The 23,312-nt window shown below is 73.5% G+C and carries 13 protein-coding genes; 3 read left to right on the forward strand and 10 right to left on the reverse strand.

Going from position 1 to position 23,312, the window contains the following annotated elements; translation table 11 throughout:
- Window positions 1–26 precede the first annotated feature (26 nt).
- The 6 genes from U5640_RS10835 to U5640_RS10860 form a co-directional block, all read right to left on the reverse strand.
- Entirely contained in the window at window positions 27–2,216 is a 2,190-nt protein-coding gene (locus U5640_RS10835; RefSeq protein WP_340375577.1) for a glycoside hydrolase N-terminal domain-containing protein, read from the reverse strand.
- Window positions 2,213–4,192, reverse strand: coding sequence for a beta-galactosidase (locus tag U5640_RS10840; RefSeq protein ID WP_340375578.1), 1,980 nt, complete (start codon window positions 4,190–4,192; stop codon window positions 2,213–2,215). The genes U5640_RS10835 and U5640_RS10840 overlap by 4 nt, the downstream gene beginning before the upstream one ends.
- The gene (locus U5640_RS10845; RefSeq protein WP_340375579.1) at window positions 4,189–6,375 is read right to left on the reverse strand and encodes a 1,4-beta-glucanase; all 2,187 of its coding nucleotides are present in this window, start codon (window positions 6,373–6,375) and stop codon (window positions 4,189–4,191) included. The genes U5640_RS10840 and U5640_RS10845 overlap by 4 nt, the downstream gene beginning before the upstream one ends.
- Window positions 6,376–6,548: 173 nt before the next feature.
- Window positions 6,549–7,475 (reverse strand): carbohydrate ABC transporter permease, encoded by a 927-nt coding sequence (locus tag U5640_RS10850; RefSeq protein ID WP_340375580.1) that lies wholly within the window; start codon window positions 7,473–7,475, stop codon window positions 6,549–6,551.
- Window positions 7,472–8,506 (reverse strand): ABC transporter permease subunit, encoded by a 1,035-nt coding sequence (locus U5640_RS10855; RefSeq protein WP_340375581.1) that lies wholly within the window; start codon window positions 8,504–8,506, stop codon window positions 7,472–7,474. The genes U5640_RS10850 and U5640_RS10855 overlap by 4 nt, the downstream gene beginning before the upstream one ends.
- 29 nt (window positions 8,507–8,535) lie before the next feature.
- Window positions 8,536–10,236 carry an extracellular solute-binding protein gene (locus tag U5640_RS10860; RefSeq protein ID WP_340375582.1) on the reverse strand — a complete coding sequence of 567 codons (1,701 nt, stop codon included), beginning with the start codon at window positions 10,234–10,236 and terminating at the stop codon, window positions 8,536–8,538.
- Between the two features lie 327 nt (window positions 10,237–10,563).
- Between U5640_RS10860 and U5640_RS10865 the strand changes: the two genes are divergently transcribed.
- On the forward strand, window positions 10,564–13,413 hold the full coding sequence (locus U5640_RS10865; protein ID WP_340375583.1) for a glycoside hydrolase family 3 C-terminal domain-containing protein: 2,850 nt from the start codon (window positions 10,564–10,566) through the stop codon (window positions 13,411–13,413).
- Window positions 13,414–13,542: 129 nt separating this feature from the next.
- Here U5640_RS10865 and U5640_RS10870 read toward each other — a convergent pair whose 3' ends face one another.
- From U5640_RS10870 to gabT, 3 genes are all read right to left on the reverse strand, one after another.
- Window positions 13,543–14,988, reverse strand: coding sequence for an aldehyde dehydrogenase family protein (locus tag U5640_RS10870; RefSeq protein WP_340375584.1), 1,446 nt, complete (start codon window positions 14,986–14,988; stop codon window positions 13,543–13,545).
- A 121-nt stretch (window positions 14,989–15,109) separates the two neighbouring features.
- Window positions 15,110–16,711 (reverse strand): phosphatase PAP2 family protein, encoded by a 1,602-nt coding sequence (locus tag U5640_RS10875; RefSeq protein ID WP_340375585.1) that lies wholly within the window; start codon window positions 16,709–16,711, stop codon window positions 15,110–15,112.
- A 397-nt stretch (window positions 16,712–17,108) separates the two neighbouring features.
- Entirely contained in the window at window positions 17,109–18,443 is a 1,335-nt protein-coding gene (gabT, locus tag U5640_RS10880; RefSeq protein ID WP_340375586.1) for a 4-aminobutyrate--2-oxoglutarate transaminase, read from the reverse strand.
- Between the two features lie 259 nt (window positions 18,444–18,702).
- Between gabT and U5640_RS10885 the strand changes: the two genes are divergently transcribed.
- Complete coding sequence (locus U5640_RS10885) at window positions 18,703–21,051, forward strand: ATP/GTP-binding protein (protein ID WP_340375587.1); 2,349 nt, start codon at window positions 18,703–18,705, stop codon at window positions 21,049–21,051.
- Window positions 21,052–21,163: 112 nt separating this feature from the next.
- Window positions 21,164–22,780 (forward strand): PucR family transcriptional regulator, encoded by a 1,617-nt coding sequence (locus U5640_RS10890; RefSeq protein WP_340375588.1) that lies wholly within the window; start codon window positions 21,164–21,166, stop codon window positions 22,778–22,780.
- Window positions 22,781–22,839: 59 nt separating this feature from the next.
- On the opposite strand, the gene U5640_RS10895 is transcribed toward U5640_RS10890, so the two are convergent.
- Window positions 22,840–23,289, reverse strand: a complete 450-nt coding sequence (locus U5640_RS10895) for a hypothetical protein (protein ID WP_340375589.1) — start codon at window positions 23,287–23,289, stop codon at window positions 22,840–22,842.
- Window positions 23,290–23,312 lie beyond the last annotated feature (23 nt).

Raw genomic sequence — 23,312 nt, forward strand, 5'->3', positions numbered from 1 at the left:
CCATGGGTGGGGGGAGGTGCGCGGAGTTACCACGTCCCCGGGGTGAGGACGTGTTCTTCGCCGGCGATCAGGTCGAGCGGCTGGGCGTCGCCGGCGGAAGTCCGGACGTCGATGCGGTGGCTGCGGGTGGGCCGGAGGACCGCCGTGGCGCCGCCGGGTCCCCAGGACAGGTCGAGTACGGCGCCGAACCGGGTGCGCAGGCCCCGCAGTTCGCCAGCCGGGAGCGCGGCCGGCCGGGCCGGGAAGAGCACCAGCCGGTCGGGGGTGGAGTGCACGAGGGCCTCGATCAGCACGGCGGGCAGGGTGTGCGCGGCGTCCGCGTTGTAGACGTCGCGGTGGGGGTAGTGGGCGCTCATCAGCGAGGCGTGGAAGAAGTCGCCGTCCAGGACCTGGTCGAGGGCGTGGGCGACGTGCCGGCCGTCGCGCAGCCGGGCCGCGATCAGGGCGTGGTGGAGGTGGCCGTGCGCGGAGTCGTTCTCGGCGCCGCGCAGGGCGAGCGCGCGGTGGGCGGCGGCCGCGAGCTCCGGGGTGTCGTACGGGGTGATCTCGTCGAGCGGCCAGACTCCGTAGAGGTGGCTGAGGTGGCGGTGGTCGTAGGTGTCCTCGAGGCCCGGCCTCGCCCACTCGGCGAGGGCGCCGTCGGCGTTGACCCGGTGCGGGGGGAGGCGGTCGGCGAGGGCACGCCAGCGGGCGGCCTCGGCCGGGTGGCGGTCGGCCGCGGTGAGCAGGGCGTGCCGTGCCGCCGAGAGGTCCATGGCGGCGTCGAGCGCGCCCCAGCTCGCGTTGGCGGGGCGGTTCTCGGGTGAGTAGGAGGGGACGATCACGAGAGTGCCGTCCTCGTCCTGCCTGGTCAGGAAGGACTCGTAGAAGCGGGCGACCTCGGCGAGGGCGGCGGTGGTGCGCGGGTCGTGGACGCCCCGGGTCTCGTCGTGGTCGACGAGGGGCTTGAGCAGCCAGTCGGCACCGGCCGTCCACAGGTGCAGCGGGTACTCGCGTTCGAAGTGGTACGCCAGCCCGGACTCGCCGTCGGTGTGGGCGGGCGCCACCACGCCCCGGGCGCCGAAGACCGCGCGGGCGTTCTCCCGCCAGTCGTCGAGCTGCCGGTGGATGAGGGAGGCGAGCGCGTCGGTGACCTCGGGGAGGGCCGCCGCCGCGGCTGAGGAGGTCTGCAGGTTGAGGTTGGCGTCGTTGGTGAACGCGCCGGACCAGGCGGTGTCCCAGTCGCCGGTCCACAGGCCCGTCAGGCGGGGCGGGTTGAGGCCGGACGAGGACAGCAGGTGGTAGCGGCCGGCGGCGAAGAGGCGCTCCAGGAGCGCCGTGCTGCGGGGGCGTCGGAGCAGCTCGGAGCCGGGGAGGGCACGCTCGTCGGGGTCGGCGCGCAGATCGAGGCTGACGCGTTCGTAGGCGGTGCGGTGCAGGGCGAGATGCCGGTCGAGGAGGTCCTCGTAGGAGTCCGGCAGGGCCGCCAGGCCGCGCTGCTCCGCGGTGACGTCGAGGTCGCCGGTGTGGCGGCGCACCCGGGTGAGGAGGAGGACGGACGCGGCGCCGGTGATCCGCACCCCGGGGAGGGTGAGGGAGACGCTGCCGCCGGTGACGGCGACGAGGGTGACCCCGGTGTAGGCGCGGTCGCTGTCGGGGTAGCGGACGCGCAGGGAGAGCAGGGCACCGCCCGGGGTGAGGGCCTCTCCGTGGCCGACGGCGAGGCCGGGGGGCGCGCCGGGGAGCCGGTGGTCGAGGGAGATGTCCAGGTCAGGGGCGGTGATGTGCTGGACGATCACGTCGTCGGCGCGGGAGACGAAGACCTTGCTGGTCCAGTCCCCGCAGGTGGCGGTGGTCTCGCCGGTCGTGAAGTCGACGCCGCGGCGGTAGTGGGGCGGTTCGGCCGGGGTGGCCGGGGCGGACCGGCGCAGCCGGATCTGGAAGGCGGGGTGGAAGGGCTGGACCCACTGGAGGGGGCGGTGGTCGGTGAAGGATTCCGCGGCCGTGAGGTCGCCGGCGAGCAACCGGTCCTGGAGAGCGGGGAGTTCGGCGGCCAGCTCGGGCGGGCGGGCGTGTTCGGCGCCGTTGGGGCGGACCAGGGTGTGATGGGTGACGATGACCCGGTCGTCGTCCGGATCGCCGAACGCGAGGGTGCCGTGGTGGCCGTTGCCGCTGAGGAAGGCGTCCTCCCAGCGGGCGGCGGGGGTCGGCTCCCAGGAGCCGTGCGTGACCGTCATGGGCGCAACACCATCACGCCGTGGCGGTCCAGGCGTACCCGCCCCTCGGCCTTGTCTCCGGTGAGCAGGTCGGTGTGGGTGCCCGGGACGCCGACGGTGACCGGCTCACGGCGGTGGTTGAGGAGGAACAGCAGCTCACCTCGGCGCACGGCCTCGACCCGGTCCGGCAGCCCGTCGAGGACCGGGCGGACCCCGGCCGCGGCGGCGATACGGGTCGTCAGCGCGCGCAGGGCGGCGGGCTCGGGGAGGGTGGAGACGTACCAGGCGCGGTCGCGGCGCAGGACGGCGGGGAAGCCGTCCAGCTCGCCGCCGGTGTAGCGGGCCTCGACCGCGCCCGGCTCGGCCTCCAGCTCCTCCGACCACAGGGTCCCCAGGAAGCCGTCGCAGGGGACGGTCTCCCCGGGCTCCAGCGGCCACCACTCGTGCAGGACGCGGATGCCGAACAGGTCGCGCAGCCGGGGGTCCATGCCGCCGGGGCGGATCCGGTCGTCCTCGTCGGCGACACCGGTGAGGAAACCCGAGACCAGGGTGCCGCCGGCCCGGACGTGGGCGAGCAGGTTGTCGACGGCCGGGTCGGTCAGCGCGTACAGCTGGGGGACGACCACGAGCCGGTAGCGGGTGAGGTCGTGCGCGGGGTGGGCGAAGTCGGTGGCGAACCCGGCCTCCCACAGGGCGCGGTGCCAGGCGTGCAGGACGGCGGCGTGGTCGACGTGGGCGGAGGGGCGGCCCTCCTGGGCGGAGGCCCACCAGGCGTCCCAGTCGTGGAGGATCGCGATGTCGGCGTGCAGGCGGCTGCCGGACACCGCGGGGCCGATCGCGGCGAGTTCCGCGCCGAGCCGTTTGACCTCCTGGAAGGTGCGGCCCCGCTCCCCCGCGTGGCCGAGCATGCCGGAGTGGAACTTCTCGGCGCCCTGGCGGGACTGGCGCCACTGGAAGTAGCAGACGGCGTCCGCGCCCCGGGCGACGGCCTGGAAGGACCACAGGCGGTTGAGGCCGCGCGGCTTGGGGTGGTTCACCCCGCGCCAGTTGACGGGGCCGGCCGCCTGTTCCATCAGCATCCAGGGACCGCGCGCCTGGGAGCGGGTGAGGTCCTGCACGAGGGCGCCGTGCTGCGCGCCGAGCGGGTCCCTGGGGTCGGGGTAGAGGTCGACGGAGACGACGTCCTCCTCCTCCGCCCAGCGCCAGCCGTCCTGTCCGGGGAACAGCGGCATGAAGTTCGTGGTGACCGGGATGTGCGGGGTGTGCCGGGCGACGATGTCCCGCTCGGCGGTGTAGCACTCCAGGAGCATGTCGGAGGTGAAGCGCCGGAAGTCGAGCACCTGGGTCGGGTTCTTCAGGTAGTGCGGGGTGCGGGGCGGCAGGACGGTGTCCCAGCTGTGGTGGCCCTGGCTCCAGAAGGCGGTGCCCCAGGCGGTGTTGAGCGCGTCCAGGGTGCCGTACCTCGTACGCAGCCAGCGGCGGAAGCGGGCGGCGGCCTCGTCGCCGAAGTCGGCCGTGCAGTACTCGTTGTTGATGTGCCACATGGTGAGGGCGGGGTGGCCGGCGTAGCGGGCGGCGAGGGCCTCGGTGATGGCGGCGGCGTGGCCGCGGTAGGCGGCGCTGGAGTGGGAGAAGTGCTGCCGGCCGCCCCACCACTCGGTCCGGCCGTCCTCGGTGACGGGCAGGGAGTCCGGGTGGAGCCGGCCGAGCCAGGGCGGCGGGGAGGAGGTGGGGGTGGCGAGGACCACCCCGACGCCGTGCGCGTGCAGGAGGTCCATGAGCCGGTCGAGCCAGCCGAACTCGCGGGCCCCGGGCCGGGGTTCGAGCGTGGCCCAGGAGAAGACGCCGACGGTGACGGAGGTGACGCCGGCCTCGCGCATCAGCCGGGCGTCCTCGGGCCAGGTCTCCTCGGGCCACTGCTCGGGGTTGTAGTCGCCGCCGAAGAGGACGCGGCCCCGGGTGACGTCGGCGAGGGTCGGCCTGCCGCCGGTGCTCATCGGACGGGCTCGCCGTACTGGATACCGCGTCCGTTGGTGGCGAGGTAGACCCGGCCGTACACCCGTGGATCACCGACGACGACCTCGCCGGTCCAGCCCCACTGGTGGCGGTCGTCGTTGATGCGCACCCAGGTCTTCGCAGTGTCGTCGGAGCGGTGGACGGCGGTGATCGCGTCCGTCGAGCCGACCTGGTAGATCGCCGGGTAGTCGGCGCCCGGGGCGGCCTTGCCGAAGCCGAGGGTGTACGAGGCCCGGCACCCGGCCACCCGGGCGAACGTGGCGCCGCCGTCGGTGGACCGGTGGAGGCCGTTCCCCTTGGTGCAGAGCCACAGGTCACCGGACCGGCCGGGGGCGGCGACCAGCTTGAACTGGCTGTCTCCGGCCGGCAGCCCGGTCGCGCGGACCGTGAACGTGCGGCCGCCGTCCGTGCTGGCGAGCACGGTTCCGCTGTCGGAGTCGTACGCGTAGAAGCGCGTCGGGTCGGCCGGGTCGGCGACCGGCGTGGCGCCCTTGGGGAAGGAGGGGACCTCGGACCAGGTCGTGCCGTTGTCCGTGGAGCGGTGAGCGGCGTACTTCGTGCCGTCCCCGTGCACGAAGGACCACAGCAGCACACTGCCGTCGGCGTTGGCGGCGATCGGCCCCGGAGCGTCCTTGGCGAGGGCGGGCTGTCCCCCGAAGGGCGCCCAGGTCCGCCCGCCGTCGGTCGAGTACGCCCCGTTGCCGTGGTCGCCCCAGCCGCTGCGGACCACGTAGGACGGTCTCGCCGCGGCCTGCGCGAGTCCCGTCGCCGACCCGGACACGGGGTTCGTGGCCATGCCGCGCGACGGAGACGCGGTGAGCCGCTCGTGGTACATCACGCCGATGTCCCCGAGGCCGCTGATCAGGTGGGCCTCCCCGGCCGGGGGCGAGATCAGGTGGCGCACGGACGTCTCCTCCAGGCCGCGGGTCCGCGGGGCCCAGTGAGCGAGGTCGCGGGTGCCGTAGAGGGTGGCGCCGGTGCCGTAGAGGACGTGCCGGGAGTCGTACGGGTCGACGGCCACGGCCTGGATCCACCAGCCGAACTTCGGCCGGTCCTCGCCCCATTTCAGGAACGGGGTCTCGGACACGTCGAACACGGCGGCGTCCTTCAGGGACGTCCAGGTGCGGCCGCCGTCGGTCGTGCGGTACAGGGTGTCGACCGCCGCCCAGCGGTTGTTGGTGGAGACGACGGCGGTGCCGGGGCGACGGGCGTCCACGGCGACGCCGCCGTAGCCGAAGGTGTCGCTGCCGCCCGGCCGGACCGGGGTGACCTCGGTCCAGGTGCCGGTCGTCGTCGCCAGCTTGTGCACGCTGCCGTCGGACTGACCGTTGGGGCCGGGCGCGTCGGCGTACGTCACGTACAGCTCGCGGGCGTGGCGGTCGTACGCGGCGCGGACCGGGACCTTGGCGGAGGTGCCGGCCGGCTGCCCGGGGACGGCCTCCCAGGTGCTGCCGTCGGTGGTGCGGTAGAGGTTCGTGGACCCGGCGGTGCCGTCGGAGTCGCCCCAGCCCGCGTAGAGGGTGCGGCCGGCGGCGACCAGGAGGGTGACGCCCTGGCCGGTGGCGGTGGGGGTACCGGGGAAGCCGCCCGCGGCTGTCCAGCCGGCCCCCCGGTCGGTCGAGACGAGGAGCCCGTCGTGCCGGGTGCCCAGCCACAGGGTGTCGCTGTCCCGCGGGTCCACCAGCAGCCGCTCCCCCGCGCCCCGGCCGTCCTCGTTGGCGCCGAGCTTCACGGTGAGGTCGGTGCGCGTCCAGGTGGCGCCGCGGTCCTCGGAGCGCAGGAGCGCGCCGTTGCCGGCCCAGGACTGGGTGTAGGCGCCGAGGGCCAGGTAGAGGCGGTCCGGGTGAGCGGGGTCCACGGCGAGGGCCTCCACCCCGAGGAGGTTCCAGTCGTCCCAGCCGAGGTGGTCGGTGAGCGGCGTCCAGCGGGCGGCCCGGTCGTCCCAGCGGTAGGCGCCGCCGATGTCCGTACGGGCGTAGGCGAGGCCCCGGACGGAAGGGTGGAAAAGGACACCGGTGATGAATCCGGTGCCGCCGATGACGGCGTTGCGCCAGCGGTAGGCGCAGCCGGCTTCGGGGACCGCGGCCGCCTGACCGGCGGGAAGGGCGGCGAGGGCCGCGGCGGCTGCGGTACCGGCGAGGACGGTGCGGCGGGTGACGGGCATGGGGGGGACCTCGGGGGAGTCGGAGGGGTGGATGTGGGGTGCTGTGGGGTGCTGTGGGGGTGCACTCGCCTGCGCCGGCGGGGTGCGCGGGGTCTCTCGGGGGGCGCGGGGAACCACGCGATCAGCCCCCGCGCACCCGGACCCGCACCTGCACCCGCACCCGCACCCGGGGCTCAGCCCTTGACCGCCCCCGTCAGCATCCCCTTCTTGAAGTGCTTCTGGACGAACGGGGACAGGACGGCCACCGGCAGCAACGCCATCACCATCACCGCCATCTGCACGGCCAGTCCCGACAGCTCACCGGTCTTGATGGCCTGTCCCAGCCCGACCGGCGCCTCCTGCTTCTGCACCAGCTGGATCATGACGTTCTGCAGCGGCATCATGTCCTGGTCGTTGAGGTACAGGGACGCGTTGAACCAGGCGCTCCAGTACCCCACCGCGTAGAACAGCGTGATGACGGCCAGCACCGCCCGCGACAGCGGCATGACGATCTGCCAGAGGATCCGGACGTCCCCGGCCCCGTCGATCCGGGCGCTGTCGATCAGTTCCTGCGAGATGCCCATGAAGAAGCCCCGCAGCACGAGGATGTTGAAGACGCTGACCGCGCTGGGCAGGATCAGCGCCAGATAGGTGTCGGTCAGCCCGAGCGACTGGACCAGCAGGTAGGTCGGGATCAGACCGGCGCTGAAGAACATCGTGGCCAGCAGGAGCAGCAGCAGCCAGCGGTGTCCCAGTGAGCCCGAGCGCGAGAGGCCGTAGGCGCACAGGACGGACACCGCCATCGAGAACAGGGTGCCGACCAGGGTGATGAGGACGCTGATCACCGCGGCCCGTGTCACCTGCCCGCCGCTCAGCAGCTCCCGGTAGGCGACGAAGGTGACGCCCTTGGGGATCATCACCAGGCCGCCCGCCCGGTCGATGGTCCGGCGGGAGGACAGGCTGGTGACGACGACGATCCAGATCGGGAAGAGGATCCCGAGGCAAGCCAGCGCGAGGACCAGCCCCTTGCCCGCCACCCCCGCCCTGCTGGGCTCCTCCTCCCAGGCCGGCCGGGGCGGGGCGGACCACGGACGGGTCTTCTTCTCCAGCACCGTGCTCATTTCTTGTACACCCCCTGCTCGCCCATGAGATGGGCCACCTTGTTCGCGGCGAGGACCAGCCCGAGGCTGACGACGCCCTTGACCAGCCCGGCGGCGGCCGCGTAGCCGAAGTCCTGGTTGCGCACGCCGTTCCACCAGACGAAGGTGTCGAGGACCTCCGAGGCGCCCGGTCCCACGGCGTCGCGCTGGAGCAGGATCTGTTCGAAGCCCACGGTCAGCGCGTCGCCGACGCGCAGCACCAGCAGTAGCGCGATCACCGGGCGCAGCGCCGGGAGCGTCACGTGCCACATGCGGCGCCGGCGTCCGGCGCCGTCCATCGCGGCGGCCTCGTACAGGTCCGTCGGGACGGAGGACAACGCGGCGAGGAAGACGATGATCCCCCAGCCGGCGTCCTTCCACACGCTCTGTGCGGTGATCAGGTACTTGAAGGTCTCGGGGTCGGTCATGATGTCGAGACCGTCGTAGCCGTGCTGGCGCAGCAGCTGGGAGAGGATGCCCGCGCCGCCGAAGAGCTGTTGGAACACCGCGATGACCAGCACCCACGAGAAGAAGTGCGGCAGGTACAGGATCGCCTGCGACAGCGCCCGCACCCGCGGCCTGACCACGCTGTTGATGAGCAGCGCGAGGAGGATGGGGATCGGGAAGTACAGCACCAGTTGCAGGAAGAACAGCACGAGGGTGTTGGTGACCGCGCCGCGGAACGCGGAGTCCTCGAAGATGCGCCGGAAGTTCTCCAGGCCCACCCAGGGGCTGTGCAGCATGGAGACGATGCCGTTGTCGCTGATGTACGGGTCGTAGTCCTGGAACGCGACGACGTTGCCCAGGATCGGTACGTAGTTGAAGAGCAGCACCAGCGCGACGGCCGGCAGGGTCATCAGGAGCAGGACGCGGTCGCGTCGGAACCGCAGGCGCAGACCCGGTCTTCCCGCGGAGGGCTTCTCCCGGGAGCCGGTGACGCCGTCCGACGCCACCGCGGTCCTCGCCGTCTCGTCTGCCTCGGTCCCGCTGCGAGGCACCGTGCTGTGGGACACGGCCGTTCTCCTTGCCTCGGTGCCGGATTTCAGCTCGTCGCCGTGCCGTTGTCGTCGAGCAGCTTCTTGTACCAGTCGCGCAGGGCGTCGCCGCCCTTGCTCTTCCAGTCGGAGACGGCCTGCTGCATGTCGCTGATCTTCTTGCGGCCGCGGGTGATGTCGTCCTCGAGCTGCTCGAAGTCGTTGGAGAGGTTGGTGTAGCGGGCGGGCTCGGTGATCTGCATGCCGTAGAAGGAGGACTTCCTGGTGAAGCCGCCCATCCGCTGCTGCCACTCGACCTGCGCCTTGGCGACCTCGGGGAAGTCGGGGTGCGCCAGGGTGGCCGCGGGGCTCGCGACCATGACGTAGGCGTTCAGGACCTCGTTGTTGCCCTTGTCGGTCTTGACCGGGACGCCGTCCTTGACGGTGTAGTGGGTGCCCTCCACGCCGTAGTTGGTCATCATGTACTCCTTGGTGCCGTACGGCGCGGCGGTGACGTTGGCGACGGCCAGCACGTCACGGACGACCGACTCGGACGCCTTCTTGTTGACGAAGGCGAAGATGCCGGCGGGCTGTTCGGCCCACAGGGAGGGGTCGCCGCCGTCGTGCCCGTAGACGTCCATGCCCCAGATCTTGAACTCCGGGTTCTGGGTGGCCTGTTCTGCGGTGCGGCCCCACCACTGGCTGATGTTGTTGGAGTAGATGAGGAACTCGCCGGCCGCGAACTTGGGGCCGGGATCGGGCGCCGTCTTGCCGAGCTTGCCGTCGGGGTGCACCACGCCCGCGGCGAAGAGCTTGCGGGTCCACTCCAGGGCCTCGAGGTACTCGTCGGTCTCGATGCGGTTGATCAGCTTGCCGTCGACGAGGTTCCAGCCGAGCGGCTTCTCGCTGCCGGAGAACACGCCGAACATCTGCCAGGCGGTCCACTTCATGTCCAGACAGGCCCACCGCTTGGCCTTGGCGTTGGTGATGTCCTTGGCCAGGGCCAGGAACTCGTCCGCCGAGCGCGGTGTTGCGTACCCCTCCTTGTCGAAGATGTCCTTGCGGTACAGGGGCACGATGCCGGTGACGTACGACTGGGGCATCGGCAGGCCGCGCAGTTTGCCGCCGAAGATGGAGCGCTGCCAGGCGTCCGTGGGGATGGCGGCGAGGTTCGGGTAGTCCTTGACCGCGTCGCCGGAGAGGTAGGGGCCGAGGTCGGCGAACTTGCTGATGATCGCGCTGGGTATCTTGCCGTTCATGTTCCAGCCGGGGACGACCACCACGTCCGGTACGTCGCTGGAGGCGAGGACCGCGCCGAGCTTCTGGTCGTAGGTGTTGCCGTCCTGGTTCTGCCAGACCACGTCCACGCCGATGAGGTCGTTCATCCCGGTGTAGTAGGCGTTGTCGCCCTTGGGAGGGGAGCCCCAGAACGGCGACATGACGGTGACCTTGCCGCCCTTGCCGAGCTTCTTCGGCACCGAGGTCTTCAAGGTCGCCAGATCCAGCTTGCTGGTGAAGCCGACCGGGGAACCGTTCTTGGAGGGGATGTCGGGCGTCACCACGTTGCCGGCGACGTACGTCGGCAGGATCTTCTTGGCGTCCTTGCCGGAGGTGGTGCCGTCGCGCGAGCCGCTGTCCGAGCCGCCGCAGGCGGAGAGCAGCGGCAGCCCTCCCGCCACCGCTGCGGTGGCGACCGCCGTGGAGGCGAGGAAGCTTCTCCGGCTCGGGCCGGAGGAGCCGGAAGAGGCGGAAGCGGCGTTCGGCGTCATTGCGTCAACCCTTCGTGGCGCACCAGGACACCCGGCGGTGGCCGTCGGCTGTGGTGTCTCGAGTGGAACTGGCTGAGCTGAAGCGGATCCTCCGACCCCTGCAACGGAGATTTCCAGTCGAAGCGCTTCGATGTTGCTGCGAGGTTAAGTGAACACCCGGGGGCGCACAAGGGTCGCTCCCAACATTCCTCGGAGGCATCCGAGGCGACCTGTTCTCATGTGCTGCTTGAAATCAGCGTGAGGTCCCCTTGACACTCGGCGGTCCGCCGAATGAGCATCGAAGCGCTTCGAAAGCGTCTCCTCCGCTCCATCGCAAAGGGATTCCACGTGACCGCACCCGCGCCCCCCACGCCGCCTTTCCGCGATCCCCGGCTGCCGTTCGCGAAGCGCATCGACGATCTGCTGGCGCGTCTCGCCCCGGACGAGAAGGTCGCCTTCCTGCACCAGTTCGGGCCCGCCGTGGAGCGGCTCGGCGTCGCCGCGTTCCGCACCGGCCAGGAGGCCCTGCACGGCGTGGCGTGGATGGGACCGGCCACGGTGTTCCCGCAGGCCGTCGGACTGGGGGCGACCTGGAACACGGATCTGGTACGGCGGGTCGGCGAGGCGGTGTCCAGGGAGGTCCGGGCGATGCGCGCCCGCGACGACCGGGTGGGCCTGAACGTGTGGTCGCCCACGGTGAACCTGCTGCGCCACCCCCTGTGGGGCCGCAACGAGGAGGGCTACTCCGAGGACCCGAAGCTGACCTCGGCGATCGCCACCGCGTACACCCGGGGTCTGCGCGGCGACCACCCGACGTACTGGCGCACGGCCCCGGTCCTCAAGCACTGGCTGGCCCACAACAACGAGACGGGCCGGGACGTCACCTCCTCCTCGGTCCGCCCGCGCGTCCTGTACGAGTACGATCTGCGCGCCTTCAAGGAGACCGTCGAGGCGGGCGCGGTGGCCGGGGTGATGCCGGCCTACAACCTGGTCAACGGCCGCCCCAACCATGTCTCCCCGTATCTGCGCGAGGAGCTGCGCACGTGGACGGCCGAGGAGCTGCTGGTCTGCTCGGACGCGGGAGCCCCCTCCAACCTGGTCGACTCCGAGCACTACTTCGACACCCACGAGGAAGCGACGGCGGCCGCCCTCCGGGCGGGCGTGGACAGCTTCACCGACCACGGCACCGACCGTACGGAGATCGTCGCGCGGATCCGGGGGGCACTGGAGCGGGGCCTGCTGACGGAGGCGGACCTCGACACCGCGGTCCGCCGTCAGCTCTCGGTGCGTTTCCGGCTGGGCGAGTTCGACCCGGACCACGACCCGCACGCGGGCACCGGGGAGTTCGACACCCCGGCCCATCGCGCACTCGCCCTGGAGGCCGCCGAGCAGGCGATCGTCCTGCTGCGCAACGACGGGGTCCTGCCGCTGGCGGCCGGCACCCGGATCGCGGTCGTGGGCCTGCTCGCCGACGAGTGCAAGCTCGACTGGTACAGCGGCACCCTGATCCACCGCTCCACCCCGCTGGAGGGACTGTACGAGCGGTTCGGCGCGGAGCGCGTGGAGTTCGCGGAGGGGGTGGACCGGGTCCTGCTGAGGACCTCCGCGGGAACGTTCCTGAAGGTCCCGGCCGCGCCCGAGGCCGCCGACGCGGTGCGCGGCGCCGCGGGCGCCCTGGACCCGGCGCTGCTCGCGGGCCGCACCGACCTGCCGCCGCTGACCGTGGACGACACCGGCACGGAACTCGCGCTCGTCGACTGGGGCGCGGGGGTGCTGACCCTGCGCGCTCCCGACGGCCGGTACCTCTCGGTCGCCGCGGACGGTCTGCTGCGTGCCTCCGCCGACCAGCCGGGCGGCTGGATCGTGCAGGAGGCGTTCCGGCTGGAGCCCCACGCGCACGGTCACCTCCTGCGGCACCTGGGAACGGATCGCCCGGTGGGTGTCGCCGCCGACGGCGTCCGGGTTGCCGGGGACGGCGCCGAGGCCGCGGTCTTCGAGGTGGTGATGGTCGAGCGCGGCGAGGAGGCGGTGGCGCGGGCCGCGGGCCGGGCGGACGTCGTGGTGGTCGTGGCGGGCAACGACCCGCATGTGGGCGGCCGTGAGACCGAGGACCGTACGACCCTGGCGCTGCCCGCGCACCAGGAGCGGATCCTGGCTGCCGCCCGGGCCTCGGGCGTGCGGACGGTGCTGGCACTGGTGTCGTCGTACCCGTACGCGGTGGAGCCGGGCCGGCTCGGCGCGGTGCTGTGGACGGCGCACGGCGGACAGGCCGGCGGCACCGCCCTCGCCCGGGTGCTGGCCGGTGACGTCTCCCCCGCCGGCCGGCTCCCCCAGACCTGGTACGCCGACGACGCCGATCTCCCCGACCTGCTGGACTACGACGTGATCGGGTCCCGCCAGACCTATCTGTACTTCGAGGGCAGACCGCTCTTCCCGTTCGGGCACGGGCTGTCGTACGCCTCCTTCTCCTACGCCGACCTGAAGGTGGAGCCGGACGAGGAGGGGGAACGGGCGCGGATCGCCTTCTCGGTGACCAACACCGGGGACATGACCGCCGACGAGGTGGCCCAGCTCTACACCCGGGCCGTGGACCCGTCGGTGCCCCGGCCGCGCCGCGAGCTGCTCGACCACCGCCGGATCACGCTCGCGCCCGGCGCGACGGCGGCCGTGGCCTTCGACGTGCCGCTCTCCGCGTTCGCGTTCTGGGACGTGGCGCGGCGGGCCTGGCGGGTGGAGCCGGGCCCGTACGACCTGCTGGTCGGCGGCTCCAGCGAGGACGTCCGGCTGCGCGGGACGCTCGTGCTCGACGGTGAGGCGGCCGTGGCCCGTCCGGCCCGTCGGCTCGGGGTGCCGGCCGCCGACTTCGACGAGCAGAGCGGTACCGAGATCGTCGATCTGACCCGGGTGGCGGGCGACGCGGTGACGCCGGTCGGCGGGGGCTCGGCCGAACTGGTCTACCGGGCCTGCGACTTCGGGACCGGGACGACGGGGGCGACGGTGACGGTGGCCGGGGCGGGCGCGGTCGAGCTGTCGCTGGGAGGCGGGGGGTCCACCGCCGTGCTGACGCTCGGGACGCCCACGGCGGGGCCGTACGACTACGTCACCGTCGAGGCGCCGTTCGCCGCCGACGGCGTGCACGATCTGCACCTCAGGCTGCGCGGCCCGCTGCGGCTCGCGCACGTCGGCTTCTCCGGTTGAGGGTCCGGAACAGGCCGACGGCAGGAAGGGGTCCGGCACCGGAAGGCAGCGGTGCCGGACCCCTTCGGGGAGCCTATATGAAAATGATTCCCGTTAGCTAGGGAGAGTCGGGCGCGTGGCCGGGGGCCGCTACAGCGCGAGGCCCGTCAGGACCAGGACGCGCTCGTAGGTGTAGTCGTCCATCGCGAACTTCACGCCCTCACGGCCGACGCCGGACTGCTTGGCACCGCCGTACGGCATCTGGTCGGCGCGGTAGGAGGGGACGTCACCAATGACGACGCCGCCGACCTCCAGCGCGCGGTGGGCGCGGAAGGCGGCCTGCAGGTCGTGGGTGAACACGCCCGCCTGGAGGCCGTACTTGGAGGAGTTGACCGCCGCGAAGGCCGCGGCCTCGCCGTCCGCCTTCTGCACGGTGAGGACCGGCCCGAAGACCTCCTCGCAGGCGATCTTGGTGTCGGCCGGTACGTCGGTGAGGACGGTCGGCGCATAGGAGGCACCGTCGCGCTTGCCGCCGGCGAGCAGGGAGGCGCCCGCGGCGACGGCCTCGTCCACCCAGGTCTCCACCCGCTTGGCCGCGTCCTCGCTCACCAGCGGGCCGACGTCGGTCGTGGGGTCGGAGGGGTCGCCGGTGACCTGGGCCTCCACGGCCGCGACGATCCGCGGGAGGAGGCGGTCGTAGACGGAGGCGTCGGCGATGACCCGCTGCACCGAGATGCAGGACTGGCCGCCCTGGTAGTTGGAGAAGGTGGCGATCCGGGTCGCGGCCCAGTCCAGGTCGGCGTCGGAGGCGTAGTCGCCGAGGACGACCGCCGCGCCGTTGCCGCCCAGCTCCAGGGTGCAGTGCTTGCGCGGCACCGAGTCCATGATCGCGTAACCGACGGTCTCGGAGCCCGTGAAGGAGATGACCGGCAGTCGCTCGTCCTGGACGAGGGCGGGCATGCGGTCGTTGGAGACCGGCAGGATCGACCAGGAGCCGGCCGGCAGGTCCGTCTCGGCCAGCAGCTCACCGATGACCAGGCCGGACAGCGGGGTCGCGGGGGCCGGCTTGAGGATGATCGGCGCACCGGCCGCGATCGCCGGGGCGACCTTGTGGGCGCACAGGTTCAGCGGGAAGTTGAACGGCGCGATGCCGAGCACGACACCCTTCGGGAAACGGCGGGTGAGCGCCAGCCGGCCCTGGCCGCCGAGGTCGGTGTCGAGCCGCTGGGCCTCGCCGCTGTTGAAGCGGCGGGCCTCCTCGGCCGCGAACCGGAACACGGAGACGGCCCGGCCGACCTCGCCCCGGGCCCACTTGATCGGCTTGCCGTTCTCGGCGGAGATCAGCCGGGCGATCTCCTCGGTGCGCTCGGCGAGCCGCTTGCTGACGTGGTCGAGGGCGGCGGCGCGGACGTGGGCGGGGGTGGCGGCGTACTCCTCGCGCACCGCGTAGGCGGCGGCCACGGCCTCCTCGACCTGGGCGTCCGTCGGCACGCCGACCCTGGCGACGAGCCGTCCGTCCCACGGGGAGGTGACGTCGAAGCTGTCCTCGCCGTGGGCCTGGCGGCCGGCGAGCCAGAAGGCGTGGGTGGCAGTCATAGTGGCGTTACCGGCCCTTCCGCATGGGGGTGAGCTGTGTGCTGGGGTCTGCGCCCTCCACGGTAGGCGCGCCGGGCCACGGGAGCGCTTGTCCGAGTCGTACGGGTGGACGGTCGGCGTACTACGGTTTGGCACGGTCGGGACGAGCGACACGGCCGGGCTCGGCGGAGCGGGCAGGACGATCGGGACCGATGACGCGCTCGGGCCTGGCGGAGCGGGCAGGACCCGCGGAGCGGTCGGGACGGGCGGGGTCGGTGGCGGGGCCGGGACCGGGGGCACGCTCGGGCCCGGCAGCGCGGTCGGAATCGGCGGCACGGGCCGGACCCGCCGCGCCGTCGGAATCGGCGACGCAGGCCGAACCAGGGGCACGCTCGGGCCCGACGGAGCGGTCGGGACGGGCGGGGTCGGCAGCGCCGTCGGAACCGGGGCCACGCGCGGGACCAGCAGCGCGGTCGGAATCGGCGGCAGGGGCCGGACCAGCGGCACCCTCGCAACCGGCGGAGCTGGCGGAACCGGTGGCAGGGTCGGGATCGGCGACATGGGCCGGACCCGCCGCGCCGTCGGAATCGGCGACGCAGGCCGAACCAGGGGCACGCTCGGGCCCGACGGAGCGGTCGGGACGGGCGGGGTCGGCAGCGCCGTCGGAACCGGGGCCACGCGCGGGACCAGCAGCGCGCTCGGAACCGGCGGCACGGGCCGGACCAGCGGCACCCTCGCAACCGGCGGAGCTGGCGGAACCGGTGGCAGGGTCGGGATCGGCGACATGGGCCGGACCCGCCGCGCCGTCGGAATCGGCGGCACGGGCCGGACCAGCGAGATTCTCGGGACCGACGGAGCGGGCAGGACCGGCAGCACAGGTCGGACCGGCCGCGCGCGCCGGACCCGCCGCGCCGTCGGCATCGGCAGCACAGGCCGGACCCGCCGCGCGGGCGGAAGCGACGGCGCGGGCCGGGCCAGGGGCGCCCTCGGAAGTGGCGGCGCGGGCCGGACCAGCCGCACCCGCGGCGGCGTCGGCCGTGCGGGGTGGGTATGCCGCGTGGTCGGCGGAGGGCGCCGTGCGCAGGAAGAGTCCGAGCGTGGTGAGCAGTGTCGTGCACAGGCACCAGCTCGCCAGTACGTCCAGCGGCCAGTGGTAGCCGTGCCGGACCAGCCCGTAGGAGACGGCGAGGACGAGCAGGGCGGCCGTGGCGACCGCCAGGCGGCGGGCCAGGGCCGTACGCAGCCACGGGAGCAGGATCATCACCGCGCTGCCGTAGGCGACGGCGGCCGTGGCCGTGTGTCCCGACGGGTAGTAGCCGGTGGCGGGCGGCACGGCGGGGGTGCCGGGGCGCGCGGTCCACTCCTTCAGGGGGACGACGATCAGCGGCACCAGCGTCAGCACGACCAGGGCGGCCACCGGCGGCAGCCACCAGCGCGGCCGGCCCTCCCACTGGCCGTGCAGGGCGACGTACACCGCCACCAGCACCAGCACGGGCACCGCGACCTGCACGTTCCCCAGGTCGGACAGCAGCTCGGAGAAGCGGTCCGGGTGGCGCAGGGCGTCGCTGAGACGGGCGTCGAGGGCGAGGAGGGGGCCTTCGGCGATCACCTGCCAGGTGATCAGGGCGAGGAGCAGCGCGGGGAGGGCGAGGAGGAGGCCCCACAGGCCGAAAGGCCCTCTCGGGGCGGTGGCGGGGGCCGTGGGACTGCCGTCCTCGGTCTGCTGGTGAGGGCTGATGGCCATGGGGTACAGCCTCTCAGCACGAACTGCTGCGGGCTGCGAAACGCTGCGGCGACCGGCGGAAAGGAGGTCGGCCACCCCGGAACAGGGGGGATGGTTCCGAGGTGGCCGTCCGGATCGGAGTGCCGGCCGCCCCGGGGGGTTTGGGGCGGGCGACCGTCCGATCGGTGAGGAGATGCGGAGCCCTGGGGCTCCTGTTGTGTGCGCGAGGGCACGACCAGGTCGAAGCTGGGGAGGCCCCGGCCTGGAGTCCGCCCGCAGTCACCTGCGGGCGGGTGTATCTCTCATCTGGGAAGAACGTACGGCAGTGACGGGCGGTACGACAGCCCGATGCACGACCCGCCATGCTCCCCGCACACCTTCTTCACACCGCCTGCCGTCCCTGGGGAACGGCTGTGCGTCAGAGCCCGGCCAGGCCCTGCTCGATGATGTCGAGGCCCTCGTTCAGCAGGTCCTCGCCGATGACCAGCGGCGGCAGGAAGCGCAGGACGTTGCCGTAGGTGCCGCAGGTCAGGACCAGCAGGCCCGCCTGGTGGCAGGCCTTGGCGAGGGCGCCCGTGGCCTCGGGGTTCGGCTCCTTCGTGGCCCGGTCCTTGACCAGCTCGATGGCGATCATCGCGCCGCGGCCGCGGATGTCACCGATGACCTCGTACTTCTCGGCCATGGCCGACAGCCGGGCCTTCATCGTCGCCTCGATCGCCTTCGCCCGGGCGTTGAGGTCGAGCTCCTTCATCGTCTCGATGGAGCCGAGCGCGCCCGCGCAGGCGACCGGGTTGCCGCCGTAGGTGCCGCCCAGGCCGCCCGCGTGCGCGGCGTCCATGATCTCGGCGCGGCCGGTGACGGCGGCGAGCGGCAGACCGCCCGCGATGCCCTTGGCGGTGGTGATCAGGTCCGGGACGATGCCCTCGTCCTCGCAGGCGAACCACTGGCCGGTGCGGCAGAAGCCGGACTGGATCTCGTCGGCGACGAAGACGATGCCGTTGTCGGCGGCGAACTGGCGGATCGCCGGCAGGAAGCCCTTCGCGGGCTCGATGAAGCCGCCCTCGCCGAGGACCGGCTCGATGATGATCGCGGCCACGTTGTCCGGACCGACCTGCTTGGTGATCTGGTCGATGGCCTGCGCGGCGGCCTCGGGACCGGCGTTCTCCGGGCCGGTCGGCCAGCGGTAGCCGTAGGCGACGGGGACCCGGTAGACCTCGGGCGCGAAGGGACCGAAGCCGTGCTTGTACGGCATGTTCTTCGCCGTCAGCGCCATGGTGAGGTTGGTGCGGCCGTGGTAGCCGTGGTCGAAGACGACGACCGCCTGGCGCTTGGTGTAGGCGCGGGCGATCTTGACGGCGTTCTCGACGGCCTCGGCGCCGCTGTTGAAGAGGGCCGACTTCTTGGCGTGGTCGCCGGGGGTCAGCTCGGCCAGCGCCTCGGCGACCTCCACGTACCCCTCGTACGGGGTCACCATGAAACAGGTGTGGGTGAAGTCGGCGAGCTGCGCGGACGCGCGGCGTACGACGGCCTCTGCGGAGGCACCGACGCTGGTCACGGCGATGCCGGAGCCGAAGTCGATCAGCCGGTTGCCGTCGACGTCCTCGATGATGCCGCCGCCCGCGCGCGCCGTGAAGACCGGCAGCACGGAGCCGACGCCCTGAGCGACCGCGGCGAGGCGGCGGGACTGCAGCTCCTGCGACTTCGGGCCGGGGATGGCGGTGACGATCCGGCGCTCCTGCGGAAGGGCGGTCATGTCGGGCTCCTGGGGGTTTTCACGCACGCGGTGCGCGGACGCGGTCCTTCGTCGTTTCCTTTCTCGCAGGCTAGGGCGGGGAACGGAGGGTCGGCATGCTCCATGTGGGCGTTGTCGGCGGGGCCGGTTGTCCGCCGTGGACAGTGGCGGCTGTGCGGCGATCCGTGCGGTCCGGCCCCGTATGCGGTGAACTCCCCTTGCGGGAGCGTTAGATTGACCGCTGATGGTGGACGGAGCGGCTGGTCAGGGGGCAAGGGCGATGGACAGCGACGGGATGCGGGACGCGCGCGGCACGCATGCGAATCCTGTGCCGCGCCCGGCGGGACCTCCGGCGGTGCCGCCGCGGCCCGTGGCCCCGCCGTCCGCGTCGGCCGTGGGGAGCTGGCTGGACGAGCCCCGGCCGGCCGCGAAGCCCGGCATCTGGCGGTTCGGGTACCGGCCCCCGAAGGGGGATCGGGCGGTGGAGCGGCTGGCGCCGGTGACGGTGATCGGGATGCTGGTGCCGCTGGTGGTGGCGCTGGTGCTGTGGTCGCTGTGGCGGCGCGGCAGCCTGCCGTACCAGTTCACGCTGCTGCGGCTGTTCACGCCGGGCGACTGGTGGTGGGGCGGCACGATCGCCTCGCCGAAGACCAACGAGGGCGCCGAGGCCCGGGTGGTCTACGACGGCGTCTTCCTCGCGGTCCTGCTGTTCACCATGGGCCGGCTGGGCGGCTGGCCGCAGGCGCTGCGGCACTTCGTGGGCCGGCGCCCGCAGCCCGCGCGCGCCCTGCTCGCGCTGCTCTGCGCGCTGGCCGCCCTCAGTTTCGTGTTCCCCGGCGCCTTCGGGGTCGGCTGGGACGCGCTGCCGGTCGTCGACCCGCTGTTCTCGCTGATCGTCCTGATCAGCGGGAGCTACGAGCTGTTCGCCTCCGTCCTGTTCACGGACACCCTGTACGCGGTGATCACGCTGCTCGTGGTGTGGCCGTTCGCGCTGGCCGGCGGCTGGTGGCCGTACCTGAAGGAACGACTCGCCGCCCGCGGGAACCCGAAGGCCGCCGCGCCCACCGCCGTCCGGCCGCCCGCCCAGTGGCCCGAGCTGCGGGACGCCGGGCAGGTCGAGGCCGCCGAGCTGCTGACCGGTGAGGTGGCCGCCGGACGGATGAACGACGTGGACTGCGCCCGGGTGCGGCGGGCGTGGACGGTAAGGCTGCCGGAGTTCCGGGAGACCGTGCTGCGCCAGGGCGGGGCCGCCTGGGTCCACCCCTCCGGCGCCCGTGACCTGCCCCGCCGCGCCGCCCGCCACGACCTGCTCGCCGGTCAGGTGCGCATCGGCCGCTGGGTGGCCGGCGAGCGCGCCCCGGCCGCCTACCACGACGCGGGCGCCGCGCTCGGCCCGGACGTGCTGGGCACCTCGCTGCTCGCGATCGGCCCGTCCGGCTCCGGCAAGACCCGCACCCTGGTCGAACCGCTGACGGAGTCCCTGGCCCTCCAGGCGCTGACCGGCGGCTGCGCGGTCGTCGCGGTCTCCTCCCCCGGCGGCGGCCCGCTGGGCGCCGACTCCTCCTACGACGTGATCGTCCGGATCGGCGACCCGTCCTCGGTGTACGACCTGGACCCCTACGCCGAGTCCGACGACCCCGACGAGGCGGCCGCGATCCTCGCCGAGGCGCTGGTCGGCGACCTGGACACGGTGGGCGGGCAGAGCGCGGCGACCGCGCTCGCCCAGTTGCTGGGCCCCTACCGGGCCGCGCACGGCCGCTTCCCGGCCCTCGCCGACCTGCGCGAACTGCTGGAGGGCGAGCCGGGTGCGCTGGGCGCGCTGCGGGACGCGGTGGCCGGGGACGAGGTGATGCGCCGGGAACTTCAGGCGCGGATCCGCCAGACGGGGACACCGGGTGACCCGGGCCGCGTCCTGGCCGACCGGCTCGCGCTGCTGAACCGGCCCGTGTTCGCCGGGTTCTTCGGCGGCGGCTACGGCGACGACGACGGCCACCGCGCGTTCTCGCTGCGCGCGGTCGCCCACCATCCGCTGCGGGTCCGCGTCGACCTGCCCGAGCGGGGCCACGAGGAGGCGGGCCGGCTGCTCACCCGGCTGCTCCTCGCCCAGTTCCGGACCGTCGTACGGGAGGGGCGGCGGGCGCACTTCGCCTGTCTGGTCCTGGACGACGCCACCGGCACGGTGACCGCCGGCTCGGTGCGCGGCATCCAGCGGCTGCGCTCGCAGAACGCGGGCGTGGTCCTCGCGCTGCGCTCGGTGGCGGACGTGCCGGAGGCGCTGCACGGGCCGCTGTACGCGGCGGTGGGCTGCCGGATGGCGTTCTCCGGGATCACCACCTGGGACGGCGGCCGGTTCGCGCAGACCTGGGGCACCGAGTGGGTGGAGACCACGGAGGTCGCCCGGCACACCGTCTTCGCCGACCAGCCGATGACCCGGGCCATCCACGCCCTGCGCAAGCTGGTGACCGGCAAGGCGGTGACCACGGACGCGGTGACCGTGCGCCAGGTCGAGCGGGAGCGCTGGTCGGCGTCCCAGCTGGCGCACGAGGTGCCGCCTGGCCACGCGGTGCTGTCCCTGACGAGCGTCGGCGGCGAGCACACGCCACCGCTGCTGGTCGATCTGAGGGGCTGAAGGGACGTACGGGGGACCGTACAGTGAGGCAGAATCGGCACAGGCCCCTCATACGAAGCGGCCAAGGATCACTTCTCCGTCGCCCCCGGTCCCTCCCCGTCTGAAGGCCCCCATGCCTCCCACGCTCGCCTCGCTCGTCCACCATTCCGCGCTGAAGCTGACCGTGCGGGCGGGCGGGGACCGTCTGGACGTGCCGGTGCGCTGGGCGCACGTCAGCGAACTGGCCGACCCCGTGCCGTACATGGAGGGCGGGGAGCTGCTGCTGATCACCGCCGTGAAGCTGGACGCGGAGGACCCCGAGGCCATGCGGCGCTATGTGAAGCGTCTGGTCGGGGCCGGGGTGGTGGGGCTCGGCTTCGCGGTCGGCGTCACCTACGACGAGGTGCCCGAGGCGCTCGTGGACGCGGCCGAGGAGGCGGGCCTGCCGCTGCTGGAGGTGCCGCGCCGCACCCCGTTCCTCGCGATCAGCAAGGCGGTGTCGGCGGCCATCGCGGCCGATCAGTACCGGGCGGTGACGGACGGGTTCGCCGCGCAGCGGGAGCTGACGAAGCAGGCGCTGACGGACGGCCCGGAGGGGCTGCTGTCCGCGCTCGCCGCACAGGTCGACGGCTGGGCGGCGCTCTACGACGCCTCGGGCGCCGTCGCCGCCGCCGCCCCCGAGTGGGCGGGCCGGCGGGCCGCGCGGCTCACGGCGGACGTGGAGCGGCTGCGCGAGCGCCCGGCGCCCGCCTCGGCGGTGGTCGGCGGGGCCGGTCCGGCCGACGGCGGCGAGGGCGCCGAGAACACCGACCGGATCGAGCTGCACACCCTGGGCACCGGCCGCCGCCCGCGCGCCGTGCTGGCCGTCGGCACGGCGGCCGCCCTCGGCACGGCGGAGCGGTACGCCGTGCACTCGGCGATCGCCCTGCTCACCCTCACCACGGAGCGCTCCCGGTCCCTCCAGGCGGCCGAGCAGCGCATCGGCACGGCGGTGCTGCGGATGCTCCTGGCGGGCGAGCCGGACCACGCCCGGGCGGTCGCCGGCGATCTGTACGGCGCGCTGCTGGACGCCCCGTTCCGGGTGATCGTGGCGGAACCCGGTCCGGCCGGGCCCTCGGGGGCCGAGACGGACGGGGACCCTCTCGGCGGTCTCACCGAGGTGGTCGAGTCCGCCGCCGCCCGGTCCGGCGAGGCCGTGCTGGTGGTGCCCGAGGGCGGGCGGCTCGTGGTGCTCGCGGCCGACGGGGGCGGCGCGGTCGCGGCGGTCGACCGGTACGCGGCGGCGCTGGAGGCGGACCGCGCCGAGGGCGGGGAGCGCGCGGACGAGGAACCGGTCGTCGGCCTGTCGGCGCCCGCCGGTCCGATCGCTGCGGCAGCGGCCTACCGCCAGGCCGACCAGGCGCTGTCGGTGGCCCGGCGCCGCGGCCGGGTCCTCGTCGAGCACGAGCGGCTGGCGGCGGGGTCGGTGCTGCCGCTGCTCGCGGACGACGCGGTGAAGGCGTTCGCGGACGGGCTGCTGCGGGCGCTGCGCGAGCACGACGCGACCGGCCGCGGCGACCTCGTGGCCTCCCTGCGCGCCTGGCTGTCCCGGCACGGGCAGTGGGACGCGGCGGCGGCCGACCTGGGCGTCCACCGGCACACGCTGCGCTACCGCATGCGGCGGGTCGAGGAGATCCTCGGGCGTTCTCTGGACGACCCGGACGTGCGGATGGAGCTGTGGCTGGCGTTGAAGGCGACGTCTGGGGAGTAAGCGGTCCGGTGTTTCGGTGCCGCGCCGTCGTGGCTGGTCGCGCAGGTCCCCGCGCCCCTTCAGGGCGCTCCTCCCGCCGGCCCCGCCGCCGCCTCGTGCATGGCCAGTTCCAGCAGGGCCGGGTCCGTCAGCGTGCCCGTGCCGTCCGGGGGGACGAGCCAGCGGACCGTGCCGGTGCAGCGGCCCGGGTGGGGGACGACGACCCAGGTACCCGCGCCCGCCGTGCGGATGCCGGTGCCGAGCCAGTTGGCGGCCGTGCCGGGCGGTACGAAGAAACCGATGCGGTCGTCCCCGACGTCGACCAGCACCGGTCCGGGCCGGTCGAGGATGCGGGTGAGCACATCGAGCGTGGGGCAGCCGAGCGCGCCCGGCAGGATGAGCACGTCCCAGGCCCTGCCCGCCGGCAGCAGCGCGACCCCCAAGGGGCCCCGCTCCCACTCCCAGCGGCAGGCCCCGGGATCGGGTGCGACGGATGCCAGCCACTCGGCCGCCGACTTCGCCCCAGCCATGAGAAGACCTCCCTCTCTCGTCG

It is taken from the genome of Streptomyces sp. SS7 (assembly GCF_037993025.1).
In the GTDB taxonomy this organism is placed as follows: domain Bacteria; phylum Actinomycetota; class Actinomycetes; order Streptomycetales; family Streptomycetaceae; genus Streptomyces.

What these genes read in the sequence shown, in the direction of transcription:
- U5640_RS10835 (WP_340375577.1), bottom strand. Translation starts at nt 2,216, where the DNA reads ATGACGGTCACGCACGGCTCCTGGGAGCCGACCCCCGCCGCCCGCTGG.
- U5640_RS10840 (WP_340375578.1), bottom strand. Translation starts at nt 4,192, where the DNA reads ATGAGCACCGGCGGCAGGCCGACCCTCGCCGACGTCACCCGGGGCCGC.
- U5640_RS10845 (WP_340375579.1), bottom strand. Translation starts at nt 6,375, where the DNA reads ATGCCCGTCACCCGCCGCACCGTCCTCGCCGGTACCGCAGCCGCCGCG.
- U5640_RS10850 (WP_340375580.1), bottom strand. Translation starts at nt 7,475, where the DNA reads ATGAGCACGGTGCTGGAGAAGAAGACCCGTCCGTGGTCCGCCCCGCCC.
- U5640_RS10860 (WP_340375582.1), bottom strand. Translation starts at nt 10,236, where the DNA reads ATGACGCCGAACGCCGCTTCCGCCTCTTCCGGCTCCTCCGGCCCGAGC.
- U5640_RS10870 (WP_340375584.1), bottom strand. Translation starts at nt 14,988, where the DNA reads ATGACTGCCACCCACGCCTTCTGGCTCGCCGGCCGCCAGGCCCACGGC.
- U5640_RS10875 (WP_340375585.1), bottom strand. Translation starts at nt 16,711, where the DNA reads ATGGCCATCAGCCCTCACCAGCAGACCGAGGACGGCAGTCCCACGGCC.
- gabT (WP_340375586.1), bottom strand. Translation starts at nt 18,443, where the DNA reads ATGACCGCCCTTCCGCAGGAGCGCCGGATCGTCACCGCCATCCCCGGC.
- U5640_RS10885 (WP_340375587.1), top strand. Translation starts at nt 18,703, where the DNA reads ATGGACAGCGACGGGATGCGGGACGCGCGCGGCACGCATGCGAATCCT.
- U5640_RS10890 (WP_340375588.1), top strand. Translation starts at nt 21,164, where the DNA reads ATGCCTCCCACGCTCGCCTCGCTCGTCCACCATTCCGCGCTGAAGCTG.
- U5640_RS10895 (WP_340375589.1), bottom strand. Translation starts at nt 23,289, where the DNA reads ATGGCTGGGGCGAAGTCGGCGGCCGAGTGGCTGGCATCCGTCGCACCC.